Source organism: Sphingomonas sp. (assembly GCF_048595155.1).
Classification (GTDB): Bacteria; Pseudomonadota; Alphaproteobacteria; order Sphingomonadales; family Sphingomonadaceae; genus Sphingomonas_I.
Genome location: NZ_JBMDXN010000038.1, coordinates 61,090 through 77,554, shown reverse-complemented (window position 1 = coordinate 77,554; position 16,465 = coordinate 61,090). Strand labels below are relative to the sequence as shown.

The 16,465-nt window shown below is 64.4% G+C and carries 14 protein-coding genes and 1 tRNA gene; 10 read left to right on the top strand and 5 right to left on the bottom strand.

What is annotated here, in order from left to right; translation table 11 throughout:
• Positions 1-34 precede the first annotated feature (34 nt).
• Positions 35-1,402: an alpha/beta hydrolase family protein gene (locus ACOJSI_RS06415; protein WP_420137431.1), complete on the bottom strand. Its 1,368-nt coding sequence runs from the start codon at positions 1,400-1,402 to the stop codon at positions 35-37.
• A 188-nt stretch (positions 1,403-1,590) separates the two neighbouring features.
• Here ACOJSI_RS06415 and ACOJSI_RS06410 point away from each other — a divergent pair, with 188 nt between their 5' ends.
• The gene (locus tag ACOJSI_RS06410) at positions 1,591-2,427 is read left to right on the top strand and encodes a DUF3667 domain-containing protein (RefSeq protein ID WP_420137430.1); all 837 of its coding nucleotides are present in this window, start codon (positions 1,591-1,593) and stop codon (positions 2,425-2,427) included.
• Between the two features lie 15 nt (positions 2,428-2,442).
• The gene (locus ACOJSI_RS06405) at positions 2,443-4,068 is read left to right on the top strand and encodes a TPM domain-containing protein (RefSeq protein ID WP_420137429.1); all 1,626 of its coding nucleotides are present in this window, start codon (positions 2,443-2,445) and stop codon (positions 4,066-4,068) included.
• Between the two features lie 18 nt (positions 4,069-4,086).
• Here ACOJSI_RS06405 and mutL read toward each other — a convergent pair whose 3' ends face one another.
• Positions 4,087-5,832, bottom strand: coding sequence for a DNA mismatch repair endonuclease MutL (gene mutL, locus ACOJSI_RS06400; RefSeq protein WP_420137456.1), 1,746 nt, complete (start codon positions 5,830-5,832; stop codon positions 4,087-4,089).
• A 100-nt stretch (positions 5,833-5,932) separates the two neighbouring features.
• Here mutL and ACOJSI_RS06395 point away from each other — a divergent pair, with 100 nt between their 5' ends.
• The 6 genes from ACOJSI_RS06395 (at position 5,933) to ACOJSI_RS06370 (ending at position 11,640) form a co-directional block, all read left to right on the top strand.
• The gene (locus ACOJSI_RS06395; protein WP_420137455.1) at positions 5,933-6,973 is read left to right on the top strand and encodes a rod shape-determining protein; all 1,041 of its coding nucleotides are present in this window, start codon (positions 5,933-5,935) and stop codon (positions 6,971-6,973) included.
• A 21-nt stretch (positions 6,974-6,994) separates the two neighbouring features.
• Positions 6,995-7,873 (top strand): rod shape-determining protein MreC, encoded by an 879-nt coding sequence (gene mreC, locus ACOJSI_RS06390; protein WP_420137428.1) that lies wholly within the window; start codon positions 6,995-6,997, stop codon positions 7,871-7,873.
• Entirely contained in the window at positions 7,873-8,382 is a 510-nt protein-coding gene (locus tag ACOJSI_RS06385) for a rod shape-determining protein MreD (RefSeq protein ID WP_420137427.1), read from the top strand. Before mreC ends, ACOJSI_RS06385 begins: the two co-directional genes overlap by 1 nt.
• Positions 8,346-10,379: a penicillin-binding protein 2 gene (gene mrdA, locus ACOJSI_RS06380; RefSeq protein WP_420137426.1), complete on the top strand. Its 2,034-nt coding sequence runs from the start codon at positions 8,346-8,348 to the stop codon at positions 10,377-10,379. The genes ACOJSI_RS06385 and mrdA overlap by 37 nt, the downstream gene beginning before the upstream one ends.
• The gene (gene rodA, locus ACOJSI_RS06375; protein ID WP_420137425.1) at positions 10,376-11,482 is read left to right on the top strand and encodes a rod shape-determining protein RodA; all 1,107 of its coding nucleotides are present in this window, start codon (positions 10,376-10,378) and stop codon (positions 11,480-11,482) included. Before mrdA ends, rodA begins: the two co-directional genes overlap by 4 nt.
• Positions 11,483-11,564: 82 nt before the next feature.
• A tRNA-Lys gene (locus tag ACOJSI_RS06370) sits at positions 11,565-11,640 on the top strand.
• A 72-nt stretch (positions 11,641-11,712) separates the two neighbouring features.
• On the opposite strand, the gene ACOJSI_RS06365 is transcribed toward ACOJSI_RS06370, so the two are convergent.
• Both ACOJSI_RS06365 and ACOJSI_RS06360 read right to left on the bottom strand, forming a co-directional pair.
• Positions 11,713-12,909: a threonine ammonia-lyase gene (locus tag ACOJSI_RS06365; RefSeq protein WP_420137424.1), complete on the bottom strand. Its 1,197-nt coding sequence runs from the start codon at positions 12,907-12,909 to the stop codon at positions 11,713-11,715.
• A 103-nt stretch (positions 12,910-13,012) separates the two neighbouring features.
• Positions 13,013-13,807: an SDR family NAD(P)-dependent oxidoreductase gene (locus tag ACOJSI_RS06360; RefSeq protein WP_420137423.1), complete on the bottom strand. Its 795-nt coding sequence runs from the start codon at positions 13,805-13,807 to the stop codon at positions 13,013-13,015.
• 133 nt (positions 13,808-13,940) lie between these two features.
• Here ACOJSI_RS06360 and ACOJSI_RS06355 point away from each other — a divergent pair, with 133 nt between their 5' ends.
• Positions 13,941-14,837, top strand: coding sequence for a LysR family transcriptional regulator (locus ACOJSI_RS06355; RefSeq protein WP_420137422.1), 897 nt, complete (start codon positions 13,941-13,943; stop codon positions 14,835-14,837).
• A 17-nt stretch (positions 14,838-14,854) separates the two neighbouring features.
• Here ACOJSI_RS06355 and ACOJSI_RS06350 read toward each other — a convergent pair whose 3' ends face one another.
• Positions 14,855-15,529, bottom strand: a complete 675-nt coding sequence (locus ACOJSI_RS06350) for a MarR family winged helix-turn-helix transcriptional regulator (RefSeq protein ID WP_420137421.1) — start codon at positions 15,527-15,529, stop codon at positions 14,855-14,857.
• A 108-nt stretch (positions 15,530-15,637) separates the two neighbouring features.
• Here ACOJSI_RS06350 and ACOJSI_RS06345 point away from each other — a divergent pair, with 108 nt between their 5' ends.
• Positions 15,638-16,378 carry a hypothetical protein gene (locus tag ACOJSI_RS06345; RefSeq protein ID WP_420137420.1) on the top strand — a complete coding sequence of 247 codons (741 nt, stop codon included), beginning with the start codon at positions 15,638-15,640 and terminating at the stop codon, positions 16,376-16,378.
• Positions 16,379-16,465 lie beyond the last annotated feature (87 nt).

The following is a 16,465-nucleotide window of genomic DNA, read 5'->3' as shown; positions in this document are numbered from 1 at the left end:
GGTTTCGCCGCCACGGCTGCAGCGTCGTGCCGGATCAGCGGTGCCGCAAGATCCAATCCGCCATGAGGCTGAGCGCCGCAGGTGAGAATGTCTCTTCAATTGCGCCATATTCCTGGGGAAGGCCGGTCTTGCTGCTCTGGAACAGATGATTCAGCCCTGGCAGTTCAACGATGGTCGCATCGCGATTGCCCTTGGTGGCGGCACGAATGGCAGGCAGATTCTGACCCGGGAGAACCTGCTTATCATTGGCTCCGTTGAGGGCGAGCAGCGGGATCCGCAAGGCGCGCAACGCGGGGGCGGGATCATAAGCGGCAAATTGGCGAAACCAGTTGGACGTCACCATCGACAACTGCGCCGCGCGTGCCTGCTCGGGCACATTATTTGCGGCGAACAATTGTGTAACGGCAGCCCGGGCCTGCTCCGTACCGGCGGCACGGATTACCGCCTCTGAAATGTCGCGTGCCAGGATGCCATTTTTGGCTGCGACCTCTGGGCTGAGGCCGGCGGCCCGGCCAATCGCCTCCGCCTGCGCCGTCATGACATCCTTCCCAGGCACGCCCGGCCCTGCCAGCAGGACGACGAAGGCCAGCTTCGGGTCCTGCGCGGCCAGCATCGGCGCGATCAGGCCGCCTGCGCTATGGCCGATCGCTCCGACATGGTCGGGATCTATTCCCGGCTGCCGCCGCAGCCATTTGACGGCCGCCGCGGCATCCTGCGCGAAATCGCGGGTCGTTCCCGTGGCGAAGGTACCGCGCGACTGGGCGGTGCCGCGATCATCATAGCGCAGGACGGCAATGCCCCTTCGCGTCAAATAATCGGCGATCACGAGGAACGGCTTGTGCCCCATCAATTCCTCGTCGCGGTTTTGAGGACCGGAACCGCTGATCAACACTGCCGCCGGGAATGGTCCCGCCCCCGTGGGGATCGTCAACGTGCCGGCGAGGCGAACCCCGGCAACGCTGTCGATCTCCACCTGCACGTCACGATAGGGGAAGGGAGGCTTCGGCTCCTGTGGCCGCGACACGGCCTCGAACGGACCCGGCAAAAGGAAGAGCGGGAAAGATCGCCCCTGGGTCCACGCACCGTCCCACCCCTGCCGCGATGCATCCCACTTGCCGGCATAGCTCCCGGCGATCGATGGCACCTGGAAGGACATGGTGTTCCCCGCTGTCACCACCCCCGAAAGCGGGATCTGTTGCGGCCCCTGATCCGGGCTGACGATGGTACCGGCGAGCGTCCCGTCCGCGGCGCGCGTTATGGTCACGCCGAGCCGCAAGCGCATCCCGCCCAGATCGAGCCGTCCGTGCCAATCCCCGATCACCTGCTGTGCGGCCGCTGGTGAGCCTATTACAAGCCATGTGGCCGCGACCAATGCCCCCACCCGCAAGATCCAGTCCGCCATTCGATCAAAATCCTCTGGGATGATGTGGCTATAACAAGAACGCTACGGGCATGGCCGGAGCTCGGCACCAATGATTGTAACAGAACATCGTCGTACAGTTTAAGTCTGATAGAAGACGCTTCGGGGGGCCACCTGCAACCAGGCAGATTAATTCGCGTTCCTACCAAGGCCGGAGGTCCGGCGCGAGGATGTGGATGACGCCGTTACACTCCGCAGCAGCGACGGACGCGGCACATGACGACAGTGTCACCTCAGTGACAACGATCAGCCAAAATTGGTTTGATGCGCCGATATGCCGCAATTGTTCTACAAATTTATCAACGACTTACTGCGGAAGTTGCGGACAGAAAGCCGCACGACGTCTGTCTTTCGGAGATCTTGTCAAGGAGAGCTGGGAGCGCATTCGCTGGTTTGAAAAGGACAGCCTGAAAACGCTTTTTCGGCTTATCTTCCAGCCTGGGCTGGTCGCACGCGATTATGTGCATGGCAAGCGCGCCAGCTATATGCATCCGCTGAAGCTGCTGGTCGCGCTTGTGGCGATCCTCGTGCTGATCCTCGCTGCCAACCAATATTTCCAGCGGTTCGACTTCGTCGGCCAGAACCGCGATGTCGAGCGGATGGCGCAACGCGTCGTCAACTATGCCAATTGGAGCTTCACGCTCGGGATCGCCGCCATTTTCCTGGGAAGCTGGATCGGCTTTCGCCGCCGGTCGAACTACAACGCCATCGAGCATGCGGTACTCGCCATCTATTGCCAAAATCTGATCCTGGCGATCGTCATCCTCAATCTGCTGCCGACACTCGTCTGGCATTCGTCGCACTTCATCCTGCTGCACAAACAGGCATCGGCTTATTATTTGTACGCGATCAAGCTGGCGATCGTGGCCACGGCCTATAGCCAATTCTTCCGGTTGAACATTGCGCGCGATTGGCCGCGCCTGCTCCTCGCCTGCCTGATCTACGCCGCGGCGAGTTGGCTGCTGCTTCGCGGCTATGCGACCGCAATTCTCTGGATCGTCCAATGATATTGGGAGAGAAACGTGAAGGGACATTTGCTGGCCAGCCCTATCCTCTTGGCGCCTCTCATTGTCGCGGCGTGCAACAAGCCGGCTAACCACGGCGCGACCTCGGCCGATCGTCTGACCGGCGGGCAAAAGATCGAGGCCATCGCCTCCACGCTGCAGGCCTGTTCCTATGATGGCCGGCCAGTGACCGGAGATGCGGCCGCCTTCACGGGAGCCGCCCCGGAGAATTGCCAGCTCGCGGTCAAGCGCATCATGGATTATACCGGCCTGCCTGCCAATTTCGTGGTAACGACTGGGCCGGTCGACAACGCCGCTGCGGTGATCATGCTGGACCAGAATCGTGTCCCCCGCCGCGTGATCGCCTTCAATCCCAACTTCATGCGCGCGGCCATGGCGCGGGTTGGGGGCGATCCCTGGGGCCCGACCAGCATCTTGGCACATGAAATTGCGCATCATTTGTCGGGCCACACGATCGTGCCGGGCGGCAGTCGCCCGGAAATCGAACTTGAGGCGGACAAATTCTCCGGTTTCGTAATGGAGAAGATGGGGGCGCCGGAGCGTGCCGCGACGGAAATGATCCTTGCAGTCGGCAGCGTGCACGGATCCCCTACTCATCCGGACAAGATGACGCGCGCCAACGCGATCCGCGCCGGCTGGCAACAGGCCTGCACGCAGCAGAATCGTAGCGACTGCAGCACCGGCAACGGTGCGGCACCCGTCCCGCCGTCTTCCACGGCAACCTCGAGCGCGGGCGGTACCGGCCCGATCATTAAGGCAAGCCTGACCTTGCCCGCGCCCGGCTCTACCCCGTTCAAATATGGCCGCTTTATCGTCGACGAAACCGGCAAGCTGGATCCGGCCCGTGTCCGGGCGATGGACGAGAAACTCTACACGCTGGCCAAGGATGTCGGCGCCGAATTCACGATCCTGGTCGTCAACGATCTGCACGGCCTGTCCGCGGACGATTATGCCTGGGGCATGATGCGGCAGTTGCGCGTCGGCAAATTGGACGTCGGCAACGGCGCGGTCGCGGTGATCGCGCCTCGCCAGCGGCAGGCGGCGGTGGCGTTCGGACCGGGTTTCGCCAAGGAAGCGGAATTTTCCGATCCCAAGAAGATGCTGCTGGATTGGGCAGATTCGGCCTGGCGTTATTGTAACGACGCCGATGGGTGCCAGGGCTGGACGGACAATCTGTTCAACATTTTCAGCTTCACGCTGAACAATGTCAGCCACACGAAGTGGACGATCGACTATCCCTCGCTGGGCGCGCTTAATGCGCATTACGATCAGGTCGGCGCAGAGCGGGCGCGCAGCAAACGGCCATGGAATGACACGGTCGATCAGCCGCTCGGCAACCTGCTGCGGATCAGCGGTACGATTACCAGCCTGAATCCGCCGCAGGGCATGGGGCAGGTGACGCCTTCGATTGTCAACGGGCCTTTGGCCTATAAGGCCGTGAGTCTGCGCACCGACGACGGTTATCCGGTTATTCTCTACGTCGCACCCCGTACGGCCGGGCTGATGCCATCCGGCGCGATCAAGGCCGGGCAGCGCTACACGGTGGTGGGACGTCTCCAACGACGTGGCGACAAGGGCTCGCAGGCCTCGGCGCTGTGGACGTTCAGCTACGATCCGATCTGACCACGGGTAGCGCCTATGCTACTTGCGGCCGAACAGCTTTTCGATGTCGCCATGGCCCAGCTTGATCCAGGTCGGGCGGCCATGGTTGCACTGGCCGGAATGGGGCGTGACCTCCATTTCCCGCAGCAAGGCGTTCATCTCGGCCACCGAGAGGATGCGACCGGCGCGTACGGAGCCGTGGCACGCCATCGTACCGGCGATCGCGTCCAGCTTCTCCTTGAGCGATAAAGCCTCGTCATAGGCGGCCAATTCGTCCGCCAGATCGATCACCAGTTGCTGGGCGTCGCTCGGGCCGAGCAAGGCCGGCGTGGCCCGCACCAGCATGGCCTTGGCCCCGAAGCGTTCCAGCTCGAGCCCCATCTCGGCCAGTTCGGCAGCGCGCGCTTCCAACCGGTCACAGGCAGGTTCGTCCATTTCCACGACCTCCGGCAACAGCAGCGCCTGTCGCGCGACGCCGCCATCTGCGACGGCGCGCCGCATGCGTTCGAGGACCAGCCGTTCATGCGCGGCATGTTGATCGACCAGAATCAGCCCATCCGTCGCCTCCGCCACGATATAGGTTGCGGCGACCTGGCCCCGCGCCACGCCCAAAGGATAGTCGACTGCCGCCGGCGGCGGTGCAAACGCCTGTTCGGCACGCGCCGAGGGCGGGGGCGCATAGCTGGGAACATTGTCCCACACCGTTCCCTGCACAGCGGGCGCCGGGGGCGCCCATTGCGGGGCGAGCGGTTCCGCCTGCCACCGCCCGAGCGCGGCCGGTGAAGGACGGGCGGCGCTGCGATGGCCCGCGCTGTCGAGCGCCGCGCGAAGGCCACCGACGATCATGCCGCGCACCAGCCCTGCTTCCCGGAAGCGCACCTCGGTCTTGGCCGGGTGGACGTTCACGTCGACCTCCTCGCCCGGCACGTCCAGGAACAGGGCGAGAACCGGGTGGCGATCCCGCGCGAGCAGATCCTGATAAGCCGCACGCACGCTGCCGATCAGCAACCGGTCTTTCACGGGCCGGCCGTTGACGAACAGATATTGATGGTCCGCCACGCCACGGCTGAAAGTAGGGAGCCCCGCCACACCCCCGAGCGTCAGGGCTTCCCGGCCATGTTCGACTGCCACGGAGTTGCGGATCAGTTCGCGATCGATCAGGGCCGCCACCCGTTCGGCCTGCGTTTCGCCCGGCTGAACCGCCAGCGAGCGTCGCCCATCATGCTCCAGCGTGAAGCCGATTTCGGGCCGCGCCATCGCCAGGCGCCGCACGATATCGACGCAGGCGGCATATTCCGAACGCGCCGTGCGCAGGAACTTGGCGCGAGCGGGCACCCGCGCGAACAGTCCCTCGACCTTAACCCGCGTGCCCGGCGGCAACGCAGCTGGCCCTTCCTGCATCACCTGGCCATTGTCGACCGTTCGACGCCATCCCTCGGCACCCCGCACCCGGCTCTCGATCGTCAGCGTCGCCACGCTGGCGATAGAGGGCAGCGCTTCACCCCGAAAACCCAACGTAGCGACCCGCTCGATCGCATCGTCCGGCAGCTTCGACGTGGCGTGACGTTCCAGCGCAAGCGCCATTTCGCCGGGCGCCATGCCGCTGCCGTCATCCGTCACTTCGATGCCGCCGATTCCCCCTTCGCTGAGGCGCACGAGGATGTGGCGGGCACCCGCGTCGATCGCGTTTTCAACGAGTTCCTTCAGCGCCGATGCGGGTCGCTCCACGACCTCGCCAGCGGCGATACGATTGACCAAATGCTCTGGGAGCCGGCGTATTGACATGGGCATGGCTCTAGCCCAGTCAGCGGCCTTCCGCGACCGGGCTTTCACCATCGGTACAGATGATTCACCGCCGGTCGCGCGACGGACGGACAGTAGACATATGGGTTTCATGCGCTGGTTCAAATTCATGTCGCACGACATGGCAGTCGATCTCGGGACGGCGAATACTTTGGTCTATGTCCGCGGGCGGGGCATCGTGCTCGATGAGCCATCGGTGGTGGCAATCGAAACGCTGAACGGCGTGAAGAAAGTGCGTGCGGTTGGCGACGACGCCAAGATGATGATGGGCAAGACGCCCGAACATATGGAAGTCATTCGCCCGCTGCGCGACGGCGTGATCGCCGACATCGATGTGGCCGAACAGATGATCAAGCACTTCATCCATAAAGTGCACGGACAGCGGCGCTTTCCGCGCTGGCCGGAGATCATCATCTGCGTGCCATCAGGATCGACCAAGGTGGAACGCCGCGCGATCCGCGATGCCGCTTCAAACGCCGGCGCCAGCCAGGTCTTCCTGATCGAGGAGCCGATGGCGGCCGCAATCGGCGCCGACATGCCGGTGACGGAGCCGATCGGATCGATGGTGGTCGATATCGGCGGCGGCACGACCGAGGTCGCCGTGCTGTCGCTGCGTGGACTGGCTTATACGACCAGCGTGCGCGTTGGTGGTGACAAGATGGACGAAGCGATCGGATCCTATGTTCGCCGCAACCACAATCTGCTGATCGGCGAAGCCACAGCGGAGCGGATCAAGCAGATGCATGGCACAGCCCGGATGCCTGCCGACGGCGTCGGCGAGCGAATCCTGATCAAGGGCCGCGATCTGGTGAACGGCGTTCCCAAGGAGATCGAGATCACCCAGTCGCAGATTGCGGAGGCGCTCAGCGAGCCTGTGTCTGCGATCATCGAAGGTGTCCGTATGGCGCTGGAAAACACCGCGCCGGAACTTGCGGCCGACATCGTCGATCAAGGCATTGTTCTGACCGGCGGCGGCGCTTTGCTCGAAGGTATCGACGAAGTTTTGCGCCAGGCCACCGGCCTGCCCGTCACGGTCGCGGACAATCCTCTTACCTGCGTCGCACTCGGCACCGGGCGCGCGCTGGAAGATCCGATGTTCCGCGGCGTGCTGCACACGGCTTAAGAGCGGAAAGGAGGCGGAGCCATGGCCCCGCCGCGTCATCGCGACCGCGGCTTTTCGCGGCGCATCCAATATGGACTATTCTTCGGCTATATCGCCGCCGCGATGGGGACGGTGGCGAGCATCGCCTTATTGTTGATCGCCCGCTTCGATCCGGTCGCTTATGAAGGCATACGCGGACTAGCGTTGGACGTTACCGCGCCGATATCGGTCGCGACCCGGCCGATCGTGCGCGGCACCGGATCGGTCGCGAGCGACATCGGCGACTATTTCAATGCCGCGAGCAAGAACCGCGCGCTGCGGGATGAATTGGCCGAAGCGCGCCGCGGTGTGATACAGGCGCGCGTACTCGCGTTCGAGAATGCGCGGCTTAAGCGCACGCTCCGGCTGGTGGGCGAGCAGGTACGACCGATCGTGGCGGCGCGGATTGTGGGATCCAGCCTGTCCGGCAGCCGCCGCTTCGCCACGCTTGCCGCTGGCAGCGCGGACGGCGTTGCTTCGGGCCAGCCGGTGCGCGCGGCGGACGGCCTGGTCGGGCGGATCGCGGAAGTCGGCCGTCATGCATCGCGGATCATCCTGTTGAACGATGGCGGTAGCGCGGTGCCGCTGCGCGTCGTCCGCACCGGTGAGGCGGTGCTGGGCGAGGGACGCGGTGACGGATCGCTCGAGATCCATGCCACCACCGCAGGTGGTCCCGGCTTCCGGCGGGGCGATCTGCTGGTCACGTCCGGCGTTGGCGGTGTATATCCCGCCGACATGCCGGTTGCCGTCGTGATGAGTGCCAGCGGTGAAATTGCCGCGGCGCGTCCCTTGGCCGATCCGGCCAAGCTGGATTTCGCACTCGTGCTACCGGAACAGCCCTCCCCGCCGCCGCTTGCCCCGCCGGAGGGGCGCAAGCGCTGATGACGATCGAGTCCGACCTTCTCGGCCGGCCCACGCGGTGGCGATTGCAAGGCGTGCCGATCGCGACCACCGTGATCGGATCCTGCGTCGCCCTGCTGCCGATCATCACCACCGTCCCGTTGCTGCCGCCCCTCGGCCTGTTGATGGCGCTCGGCTGGCGGCTGTTGCGCCCTGAATTGTGGGCAGCATGGATGGCGTTGCCGCTTGGCCTTGCCGACGATCTGATCACCGGTGCCGCGCCGGGAACAGCCATGACATTGTGGACCATCACTTTCCTGGTGATCGACCTGATCGATACACGTCCGATGTGGCGGGACCATTGGCTGGATTGGTGGATCGCGACCGGTGCCATCCTGTGGTGCGCCGTCGGAAACTGGGCGATCGGCCACTTCGTATCCGGCGGCGGTACGCCCTGGGCCATGATCGCGCCAACCGTGCTTGCCATCCTTGCCTTCCCGCCTATCGCGCGCCTGTGCGCCTGGCTGGATCGCTGGCGGCTGGCGACGTGAAGTTCCTCCAGCGCCCCGGGCGGGTCATTACGGATCAGTCGCTGACCTACAGCTTCACCCGTCGTGCGCTCGTTCTGGGCGGGGCGCAGGCAGGCGTGGCCGCCTTGCTGGTGGGCCGGATGGCGTGGCTCGCCATCGCCCAGCGTGACAAATATAATCGGCTGGCTGAATCAAATCGGGTGCAGAGCCAGATCATCCCGCCGCGCCGCGGCTGGATCATCGATCGCAACGGTAAGCCGATCGCGGTCAACAAAACGAGCTTTCGCGTCGATCTGATTCCCGATCGCCTGCAGGATCCGGACGGCGCCATCGACGAACTACGCCACCTGCTCAACCTGACCCGTGAAGATGTGGACCGGATCAAGAATGCCCTCGACAAGTCGCCAGGGTATCAGCCGGTGCCGGTGATCGAAGGGCTGGATTATGAGCGTTTCGCGGCGGTGAGCCTGCGCCAGAGCGACTTGCCTGGCGTCGCCCCGACCAGCGGGTTCACCCGCTCCTACCCCGCCGGTGCCGCCGTCGGCCACCTATGCGGCTATGTCGGGCCGGCGTCGGCGGAGGATTATCAGAAAACACACGATCCGCTGCTGGTCACGCCCGGTTTCAAGCTGGGCAAAGAAGGGTTGGAGAAGGTGATGGAGCCCTGGCTGCGCGGCCGAGCCGGGGCCAAGCGGACCGAAGTGACCGCGCATGGCCGCTTGGTCCAGGAACTGACGACCCGCCCCGAGGAAATGGGCCATACGCTGCGCCTGACCATTGATGCTGACTTGCAGGAATTCGCGTCGCGCCGGATCGGCACCAACAGCGGATCGCTGGCGGTGGTCGATTGCGAGACGGGCGGCCTGCTCGCCATGTGTTCGATGCCGTCCTACGATCCCAATGTCTTCACCGCGGGGATCAGCCAGTCGGAATGGGCGATGATGTCGGCCAACGACCATCTGCCGCTGATGAACAAGACGCTGCTGGGCCTGTATCCCCCCGGCTCGACCGTGAAGCCGATGAACGCGCTGGCGCTGCTGCGTTGGGGGGTCGGCGCGGAAGAAACCGTCAATTGCACCGGTGCCTACCGGGTCGGCAACGCCCTGTTCCATTGCTGGCGGCACGGCGGGCATGGCGCGATCAACATGCACCGTGCCATCCAGCAATCGTGCGACGTCTATTTCTACGCCATGGCGCGCCGCATCGGCATCGACAAACTGGCGGCGATGGCCGGCACGTTGGGATTGGGCGAGAAGTTCGATCTCCCGGCGACGATGCAGCGTTACGGCACCTATCCCAACAGCGCGTGGAAAGAACGGCGTTACAAGAAGGCCTGGACGACAGCGGACACGATGAACGCATCGATCGGCCAAGGTTATGTTCTCACCAACCCGCTGCAGCTTGCGGTGATGGCGGCGCGGATCGCCAGCGGCAGGATCCTGCAGCCGCGGCTGATCGTGAACAAGCGCTACGGCCCCCAAGGTGGGTCGCTCAACATCCCCTCCTCCGATCTGGCGGTGATACATCGGGGAATGCGGGACGTGATCAACACCGGCGGCGCCGGCACGGCCGGCTCGTCACGGCTGCCGGTGCCGGGTGTGGAAATGGCGGGCAAAACCGGGAGCGCCCAAGTGCGCCGCATCAGCATGGCCGATCGGCGTGCAGGCCGCGCCCAGGCCTTGGGGACGGCAGGCCTGTGGAGATTGCGCGACCATGGCCATTTCATCGGCTTCGCTCCGGCCGATCAACCCAAATATGCCATTGGGGTTACGTTGGAACATGCCGGCCATGGCGCCGCCGCCGCGCAGGTGGCGCGCGATGTGATGACCTTTCTGTTCGCGCCGGATCGCGCCATGTCCACGCTCACCGCGCTGGAAAAAGGCTGGGGTGGCGACATCGAGGCGCGCATGGCAGCCGACGTGCAACGCTGGCAGCAGGCGCAGCGCGGTGACGCCGAGCCAAGCGCGCCCACTGCCGACAACAGCGCCGACACGCCAGGTCGGGAGGAACCGGATTGAGTAGTAACTCACTCGTCCCGACGTCCTTCGCCCGCATTCCGTGGGGCCTCGTGGCGGTCGTCAGCGCAATCTGCGGCTTCGGCCTAGTCGTTCTCTATTCGGCAGCCGATGGAAAGATGAATCCCTGGGCGTTTTCGCAGGGGATCCGCTTCGTCATGTTCCTGATCGGTGCGCTGGTCCTGTCGCGCCTGTCGGAACAGCAGCTGAAGGCGATTGCCTGGCCGACCTATATCATCCTCCTCATCCTTCTCTTCGGCGTGGAAGCGCTGGGAGCGGTAAGGGGTGGCAGCCGGCGCTGGCTGGACCTGAAGATCATCCGCTTGCAGCCATCGGAATTGATGAAGCCTGCAATCGTGCTGGTTCTGGCGCGCTTCTACGACATGATGCCTGCGGCGGAGATCCGCCGCTTCTCCGCCATTTGGCCGGCCGCCCTGTTGATCGGTGTGCCCTTCCTGCTCGTCATGGCGCAGCCCGATCTGGGAACGTCGCTGATGATCGCCTTTGGCGGCATGGCGGCTATGTTCCTGGCGGGCGTGCCCAAACGCCTGTTCATCGGCGGCGCCGCGGCGGTGATCGCGCTGATACCCTTCGCGCTTCATGCCATGCACGACTATCAGCGGCGCCGGATCGAGATCTTCCTGAATCCGGAGAGCGATCCGCTTGGCGCGGGTTATCACATCATCCAGTCCAAGATCGCGATTGGATCTGGCGGCGTAACCGGCAAGGGCTTCCTGCAGGGTACGCAGATCCACCTCGATTATCTGCCCGAGGGCCACACCGACTTCGTCTTCGCGACGATGGCGGAAGAATGGGGATTGATGGGCGGCATCGGCATCATCGCCGCCTTTTCCTTCGTGATCGGCTGGGGGCTGCGCGCAGCGATGCGGGCCCGCTCGCGCTTCGGCCGCATTGCCGGCGCGGGGCTGGCCACGACCATTTTTTTCTACGTGGCGATCAACCTGCTGATGGTGATGGGCCTGGCGCCAGTCGTCGGCATTCCCTTGCCGCTCGTTTCCTTCGGGGGATCGGCGATGATGACCGTTCTGATCTGCCTTGGACTGCTGATGTCGATCGATCGTCAAAGCCGCGCCAGCAATCGATGATGCGACCAGGGTGTTTACAAGCGCCAAACGCCTTGCTAACGGCGCGCCTCCAAAGCGGCACGGCCGCGTTGCTGCAAGGCATGGACGCATAGCTCAGTTGGTAGAGCAGCTGACTCTTAATCAGCGGGTCCTAGGTTCGAGCCCTAGTGCGTCCACCACCTTTTCAAAGATTTAGCCCATTTCCGCTTACCGGAGGCGACTCGGTAGGCCGGATCGCGTGCCGCTCATCCTCATAGCTTTGACACGGCATAATGCTGCTGCAGCGTGTGGAAGACCGTTTCGCTGTGGGCGGCGTCGCGCGCTTCGAACATTACCTCCAGTCGCGCCGCCTGGACGCTGGGTGATGTAAAGAGGCGGTGATGCGCAACCTCGATGATGTTGGCGCCGGCCGCGCCGATGCGGCTGGAGATTTCGCCGAGGACGCCTGGCCGATCCGGAATGTCGAACACCAGCCGCATCAGGCGTCCGTCCCGTAACATCACCCGCTGCAGGATGTTGGCCAGCGCGCGATTGTCGATGTTCGCGCCACAGATCGGCACGCCGATCCGCCGGCCGCGGAATTGCGCCGGGTGAGTCAACAAGGCGGCAATGCCAGCCGCACCAGCCCCTTCTGCGACGATTTTCGCCTCTTCCGCCAACAATGCGATGGCATCCTCGATGGCGCGCTCCGGCACGGTGAGCACCTTGCAATCATGTTGGCGCAGGATCTCCAACGGGATGCGCCCGACCTCCCGCACGGCGATGCCCTCGGCGATCGTCGCACCGCCAACGTCCACCGGGGCGCCGGCAAGCTCCTGCGCCATCGCCGCATAACTTTCGACCTCGACGCCGCATATGTCGATCTGGCGGTCGGCGCCGGCGGCAGCGATCGCACAGCCCGCAGCAAGGCCGCCGCCGCCTATTGGCACCACGATGGTGTCGAGATCGGGGGCGTCCTGAATCAGCTCGAGCGCCGCGGTGCCCTGCCCGGCGATCACGGCCTCATCGTCATAGGGATGGATGAAGACGAGATTTTCCCGCTTGGCCAGATCGCGTGCGTGGGCGGCCGCCTGCGTCAGGCTCTCTCCATGCAGCACGACTTCGGCGCCCCAGCGGGCTGTGCGGGTAACTTTGGTCGTCGGGGTGAAGGCCGGCATCACGATCACGGCGCGTACGCCGAGCAGCGAGGCATGCCGCGCCACCGCCTGGGCATGGTTCCCCGCCGACATGGCGACGACGCCACGGGATCGTTCGGCCATGGTCAGCGACGCCAGGCGGTTGGCAGCGCCACGCTCCTTGAAGGCGCCTGTCGCCTGGAGCGTGTCAAGCTTCAGCCATATGTCCGCGCCGACCAAGCGGCTGATCGCGTCGGCGTAAATGGTGGGCGTGCGCACGACCATACCGGCAATACGCGCCGCCGCCGCGGTCACGTCCTCATATCCGACCATGCAGGCACGCCTCCTTCCGCTTCGATTCGCAGCTGGAATAGGCCGCTCTCGAGCCAGGGGAAATGCGGCCGGCGGCCGGGACGTACCGGCCGCCGGCGACGGATCAGGCGATGGAGCGAACCACGCCGCCGTCGACGCGTAATGCGCTCCCCGTGGTTGCCGAGGCCTGCTGGGAACAGACGTATACGACCATATTGGCAATCTCTTCAGTCGAGGAGAAACGGCCCAGCAGCGAGGTGGGGCGGTTCTGTTCGAGGAAGTCCCGTTCGACCTGGTCGATGGACTGGCCGGTCTGCCGTGCAACGCCTTCCAGCACGCTGCCAAATCCTTCGGAGCGCGTCGGCCCGGGCAGCACGGCGTTCACCGTCACGCCTGAATTGGCCGCCAATTCGGCAACGCCGCGCGAGACCGCGAGCTGAGCCGCCTTGGTCATCCCATAGTCGATCATCTCCTTGGGGGGATTGAGCGCAGATTCACTGCTGATGAAGACGATCCGCCCCCAGCCGCGGTCCATCATCCCCGGCAGGTAATGCTTCGTCAGGCGCACCCCGCTCAGCACGTTGAGCTGGTACATCGCCAGCCAATCGTCTTCGGTGAGCTCCTGAAACGGCTTGAACAGCGCAGCGCCGACGCTGTTGACCAGGATATCGGCGTCTTGCGCGCCTGCCACGAGCTGGGCGACACCTTCGGGTGTCGCCAAGTCGGATGCGACACCATGCAGGATCGCGGTGGGCACGGCCGCGCGGATGGTGGCGATCGCGCTCTGCACACGCTCTTCCGTCCGGCCGTTCACAACGACCTCAGCGCCGGCATCAGCAAGTCCGGTGGCGATGGCAAGACCAATGCCGGCGGTCGAACCACTCACAACTGCACGCTTGCCGGTCAGATCTATTTTCATGGGATCAGGTCCTTTGTTTGAGAGTGACAAGCGGCAGATGGACGGCGACGTGCGGCCGGATAAGGCGCGTCATTGTCCTCGCATCCGTTCCTGAAATTCGCTAATCAGCCGAAGAAGTCGGAGAGCGGTGGCAATGGATCGGCTGGGAAGCATTACCGCCTTCGTGAAAGTGGCGGAGGAAGGCAGCTTTGCCGCCGCTGGCCGCGCCCTGCGGATATCGGCCTCGGCCGTCAGCAAGAGCGTGATGCGTCTTGAAGAGCGACTGGGCGTACGCTTGTTCCAGCGAACGACCCGGTCCCTGGCGCTGACCGAAGATGGCCGCACCTTCCATGATCGCTGCAGCGCCATCTTGGCCGAGGTGGACGAGGCGGAGCGGGAGATGCGGGACCGTGCCGCGAAACCGACCGGCCTGTTGCGGGTTGAAATGCCGACAGCGCTGGGTCGGCTGCGGATCGTGCCGGCGCTTGGCCAGCTCACCGCACGCCATCCGCAGATGCGGATCACCGCCACTTTCGCCGATACCTTAAGCGATCCGATTGCCGCGGGGTTGGATGCGGTCGTCCGCATCGGATATCCGCGCGACAACCGGCTCATGGTAAAGCGGGTCGGGACGGTTCGCTACATCGTCTGCGCGGCCCCTGCCTATCTTGCCACGCATGGGCTGCCGGAGAGCCTTGAAGATCTGGACCGGCACGATTGCATCCGACGGATGCCGCCCGGCGGAGATTGTGTCGCCTCATGGTGGTTCCGGCGACCCGACAGTAGCGAATCTTTCCAGCGGCCGGTGAATGGCACGATGAGCTTCAATACGAACGAGGCCGTCATCGAGGCCGGCTTGGCCGGGGCCGGGCTGGTACAGCTGCACACCTATATGGCCGAACCCCATCTGAAGTCCGGCGCGCTTGTGCAGGTGCTCAGCGATTATGCGGTCGATGGACCGCCCATCTCGGTCCTGTTCCCCTCCAGCAAGCAATTGTCGCCGAAGGTGCGCGCTTTTATCGAATTCGTGTCGGAGACGTTGGGGAAGTAAGACTTCCTGTCCGGGCTTCAGCGCGTTTGTGGCAGCTGGGCGTCGGTTGGCGCGATGAAGCGCTGCCAGTGTTCCTCCTGCTCGACCGGATCGGCCAGCTGGTGCTCGCCGCAGTTCAGCCGAAGATGGCGATCCCCGAACGGCGCGTCGACATAGGCGCAGTGGTGGGGATTGACCGGATCGTCATGCACGTAGGGTCGGAAGAACCGGCAGCTGACGCACATGCGCTGAACGGGAATGTCGCCGTTCACCTGCAGCGCGCGGATCACGCGCACGAGCCCGCGGAGCAGGCCCGCCTGCTCGCCCGCGGGTAAGGTATCGACCGCATCGGCGAGAAAGTCCGGCCATTCGCGTGTTCGGTCCGCCGACGCTTCGCCCTCCGGCGTCAGCATCAGGTTGATGGAGCGCCGGTCCGGCCCAGGCTGCTTGGCAACCAGCCCCTTGGCGACGAGCGCATTGATCATGTCGCTCGCGGTCGGCGCGGATATGCCCAGCAGCTTGGCGAGCCCCGCCAGGCGCATGCCATCCGGCGCGTCGCGCAGGAGCGCCAGCGCGTGGCCCTGGGTCGGCGTCACGCCCGCCGTGCCGGCGCCCTTCCATGCGCGGCTGCGCAGAACCAGGCCGATCTTTGCCAGTCCGGCAGTAACGCGACGCGCCACAGGTTCGGAGATGGCATCAAAAATGGCCGACATAGTTCGTACTCCTAACATTCTTGTTGACGGCATCCGAATAGATCATTAGCACTCCTAACATTCGCTGTCGACTCGGAGGCGAGCCGGGCGATGCAACAGGAGGAAGCTATGACGAGACGATCGATCTTCTCCGGACTGGCTGGGTTGGGTGTGCTGCTGTCGCTGTCGACCAGCGGTCTGGCGCACGACATCGCCGCCAAGCCCGGCAACGCGCAGTCGCCCAGCTTTGACATCGTGCACACGCAGATCGTGCGCGACGGGCCGGACCTGGTGTTCCGCATGGCCGTGAGCGGAAAGGCGGGCGCATCGAAGCCAACGCCGGTCGGCAAGCTCGCCGGGTCCACCATCTATTCCTACGTCTGGCCCACCAGTCTCAATTCCGGTGCTGTCGGTTTCGAACAGGATCAGGGCATCCTCGCCTTCGCCGTAACGTCGCATCCCGATTTCGACGACACGCCCTTGTATGACGAAAATGGCGATGGCGACAAAACCAATGACGGCGATTTGTGGCACAGCCATTGGGTCGTGCTCGTGCCGGATGAGGTCTGCGGCAAAGGTGCCCTCAAGGTCCGCGACATTCCGGAAGGCACCAAGCCCAAATTGCCGCCGACCTGGCCCGGCATTCCGATCCTGATCGATAGCCCGAGGATCACCCCCGACATTTCAGGCAAATTGGTCACCGTACGCGTGCCGGCGGCGTCGCTTGGCGACACGGCGGGCATGAAGTTCGACGGTGTGACGTCTGGACTGCGCATCAATGCATCGGTGCACGCTCCGCTGGTCTGCGTCGCCGACGTGTTCGACGTCGCCAGCGGCGATCTCAGTCTTCCCGGCCGCGTGATGAAATAGCCGGATCAAGCTCGGCCCGCGCACGCACTGCCCCCAATTCCGACCGCGCGGGCCGGACCTCCCTCTCGACCGGGGGCGCCCCTCTCC

Bases quoted from the DNA above. Each gene is read 5' to 3' on its own strand.
- ACOJSI_RS06410 (WP_420137430.1), top strand. From the start codon at position 1,591: ATGTGGATGACGCCGTTACACTCCGCAGCAGCGACGGACGCGGCACAT.
- mreC (WP_420137428.1), top strand. From the start codon at position 6,995: ATGGCCCCGCCGCGTCATCGCGACCGCGGCTTTTCGCGGCGCATCCAA.
- ACOJSI_RS06360 (WP_420137423.1), bottom strand. From the start codon at position 13,807: ATGAAAATAGATCTGACCGGCAAGCGTGCAGTTGTGAGTGGTTCGACC.
- ACOJSI_RS06395 (WP_420137455.1), top strand. From the start codon at position 5,933: ATGGGTTTCATGCGCTGGTTCAAATTCATGTCGCACGACATGGCAGTC.
- ACOJSI_RS06365 (WP_420137424.1), bottom strand. From the start codon at position 12,909: ATGGTCGGATATGAGGACGTGACCGCGGCGGCGGCGCGTATTGCCGGT.
- mutL (WP_420137456.1), bottom strand. From the start codon at position 5,832: ATGTCAATACGCCGGCTCCCAGAGCATTTGGTCAATCGTATCGCCGCT.
- ACOJSI_RS06355 (WP_420137422.1), top strand. From the start codon at position 13,941: ATGGATCGGCTGGGAAGCATTACCGCCTTCGTGAAAGTGGCGGAGGAA.
- ACOJSI_RS06385 (WP_420137427.1), top strand. From the start codon at position 7,873: ATGACGATCGAGTCCGACCTTCTCGGCCGGCCCACGCGGTGGCGATTG.
- ACOJSI_RS06415 (WP_420137431.1), bottom strand. From the start codon at position 1,402: ATGGCGGACTGGATCTTGCGGGTGGGGGCATTGGTCGCGGCCACATGG.
- ACOJSI_RS06350 (WP_420137421.1), bottom strand. From the start codon at position 15,529: ATGTCGGCCATTTTTGATGCCATCTCCGAACCTGTGGCGCGTCGCGTT.
- ACOJSI_RS06345 (WP_420137420.1), top strand. From the start codon at position 15,638: ATGACGAGACGATCGATCTTCTCCGGACTGGCTGGGTTGGGTGTGCTG.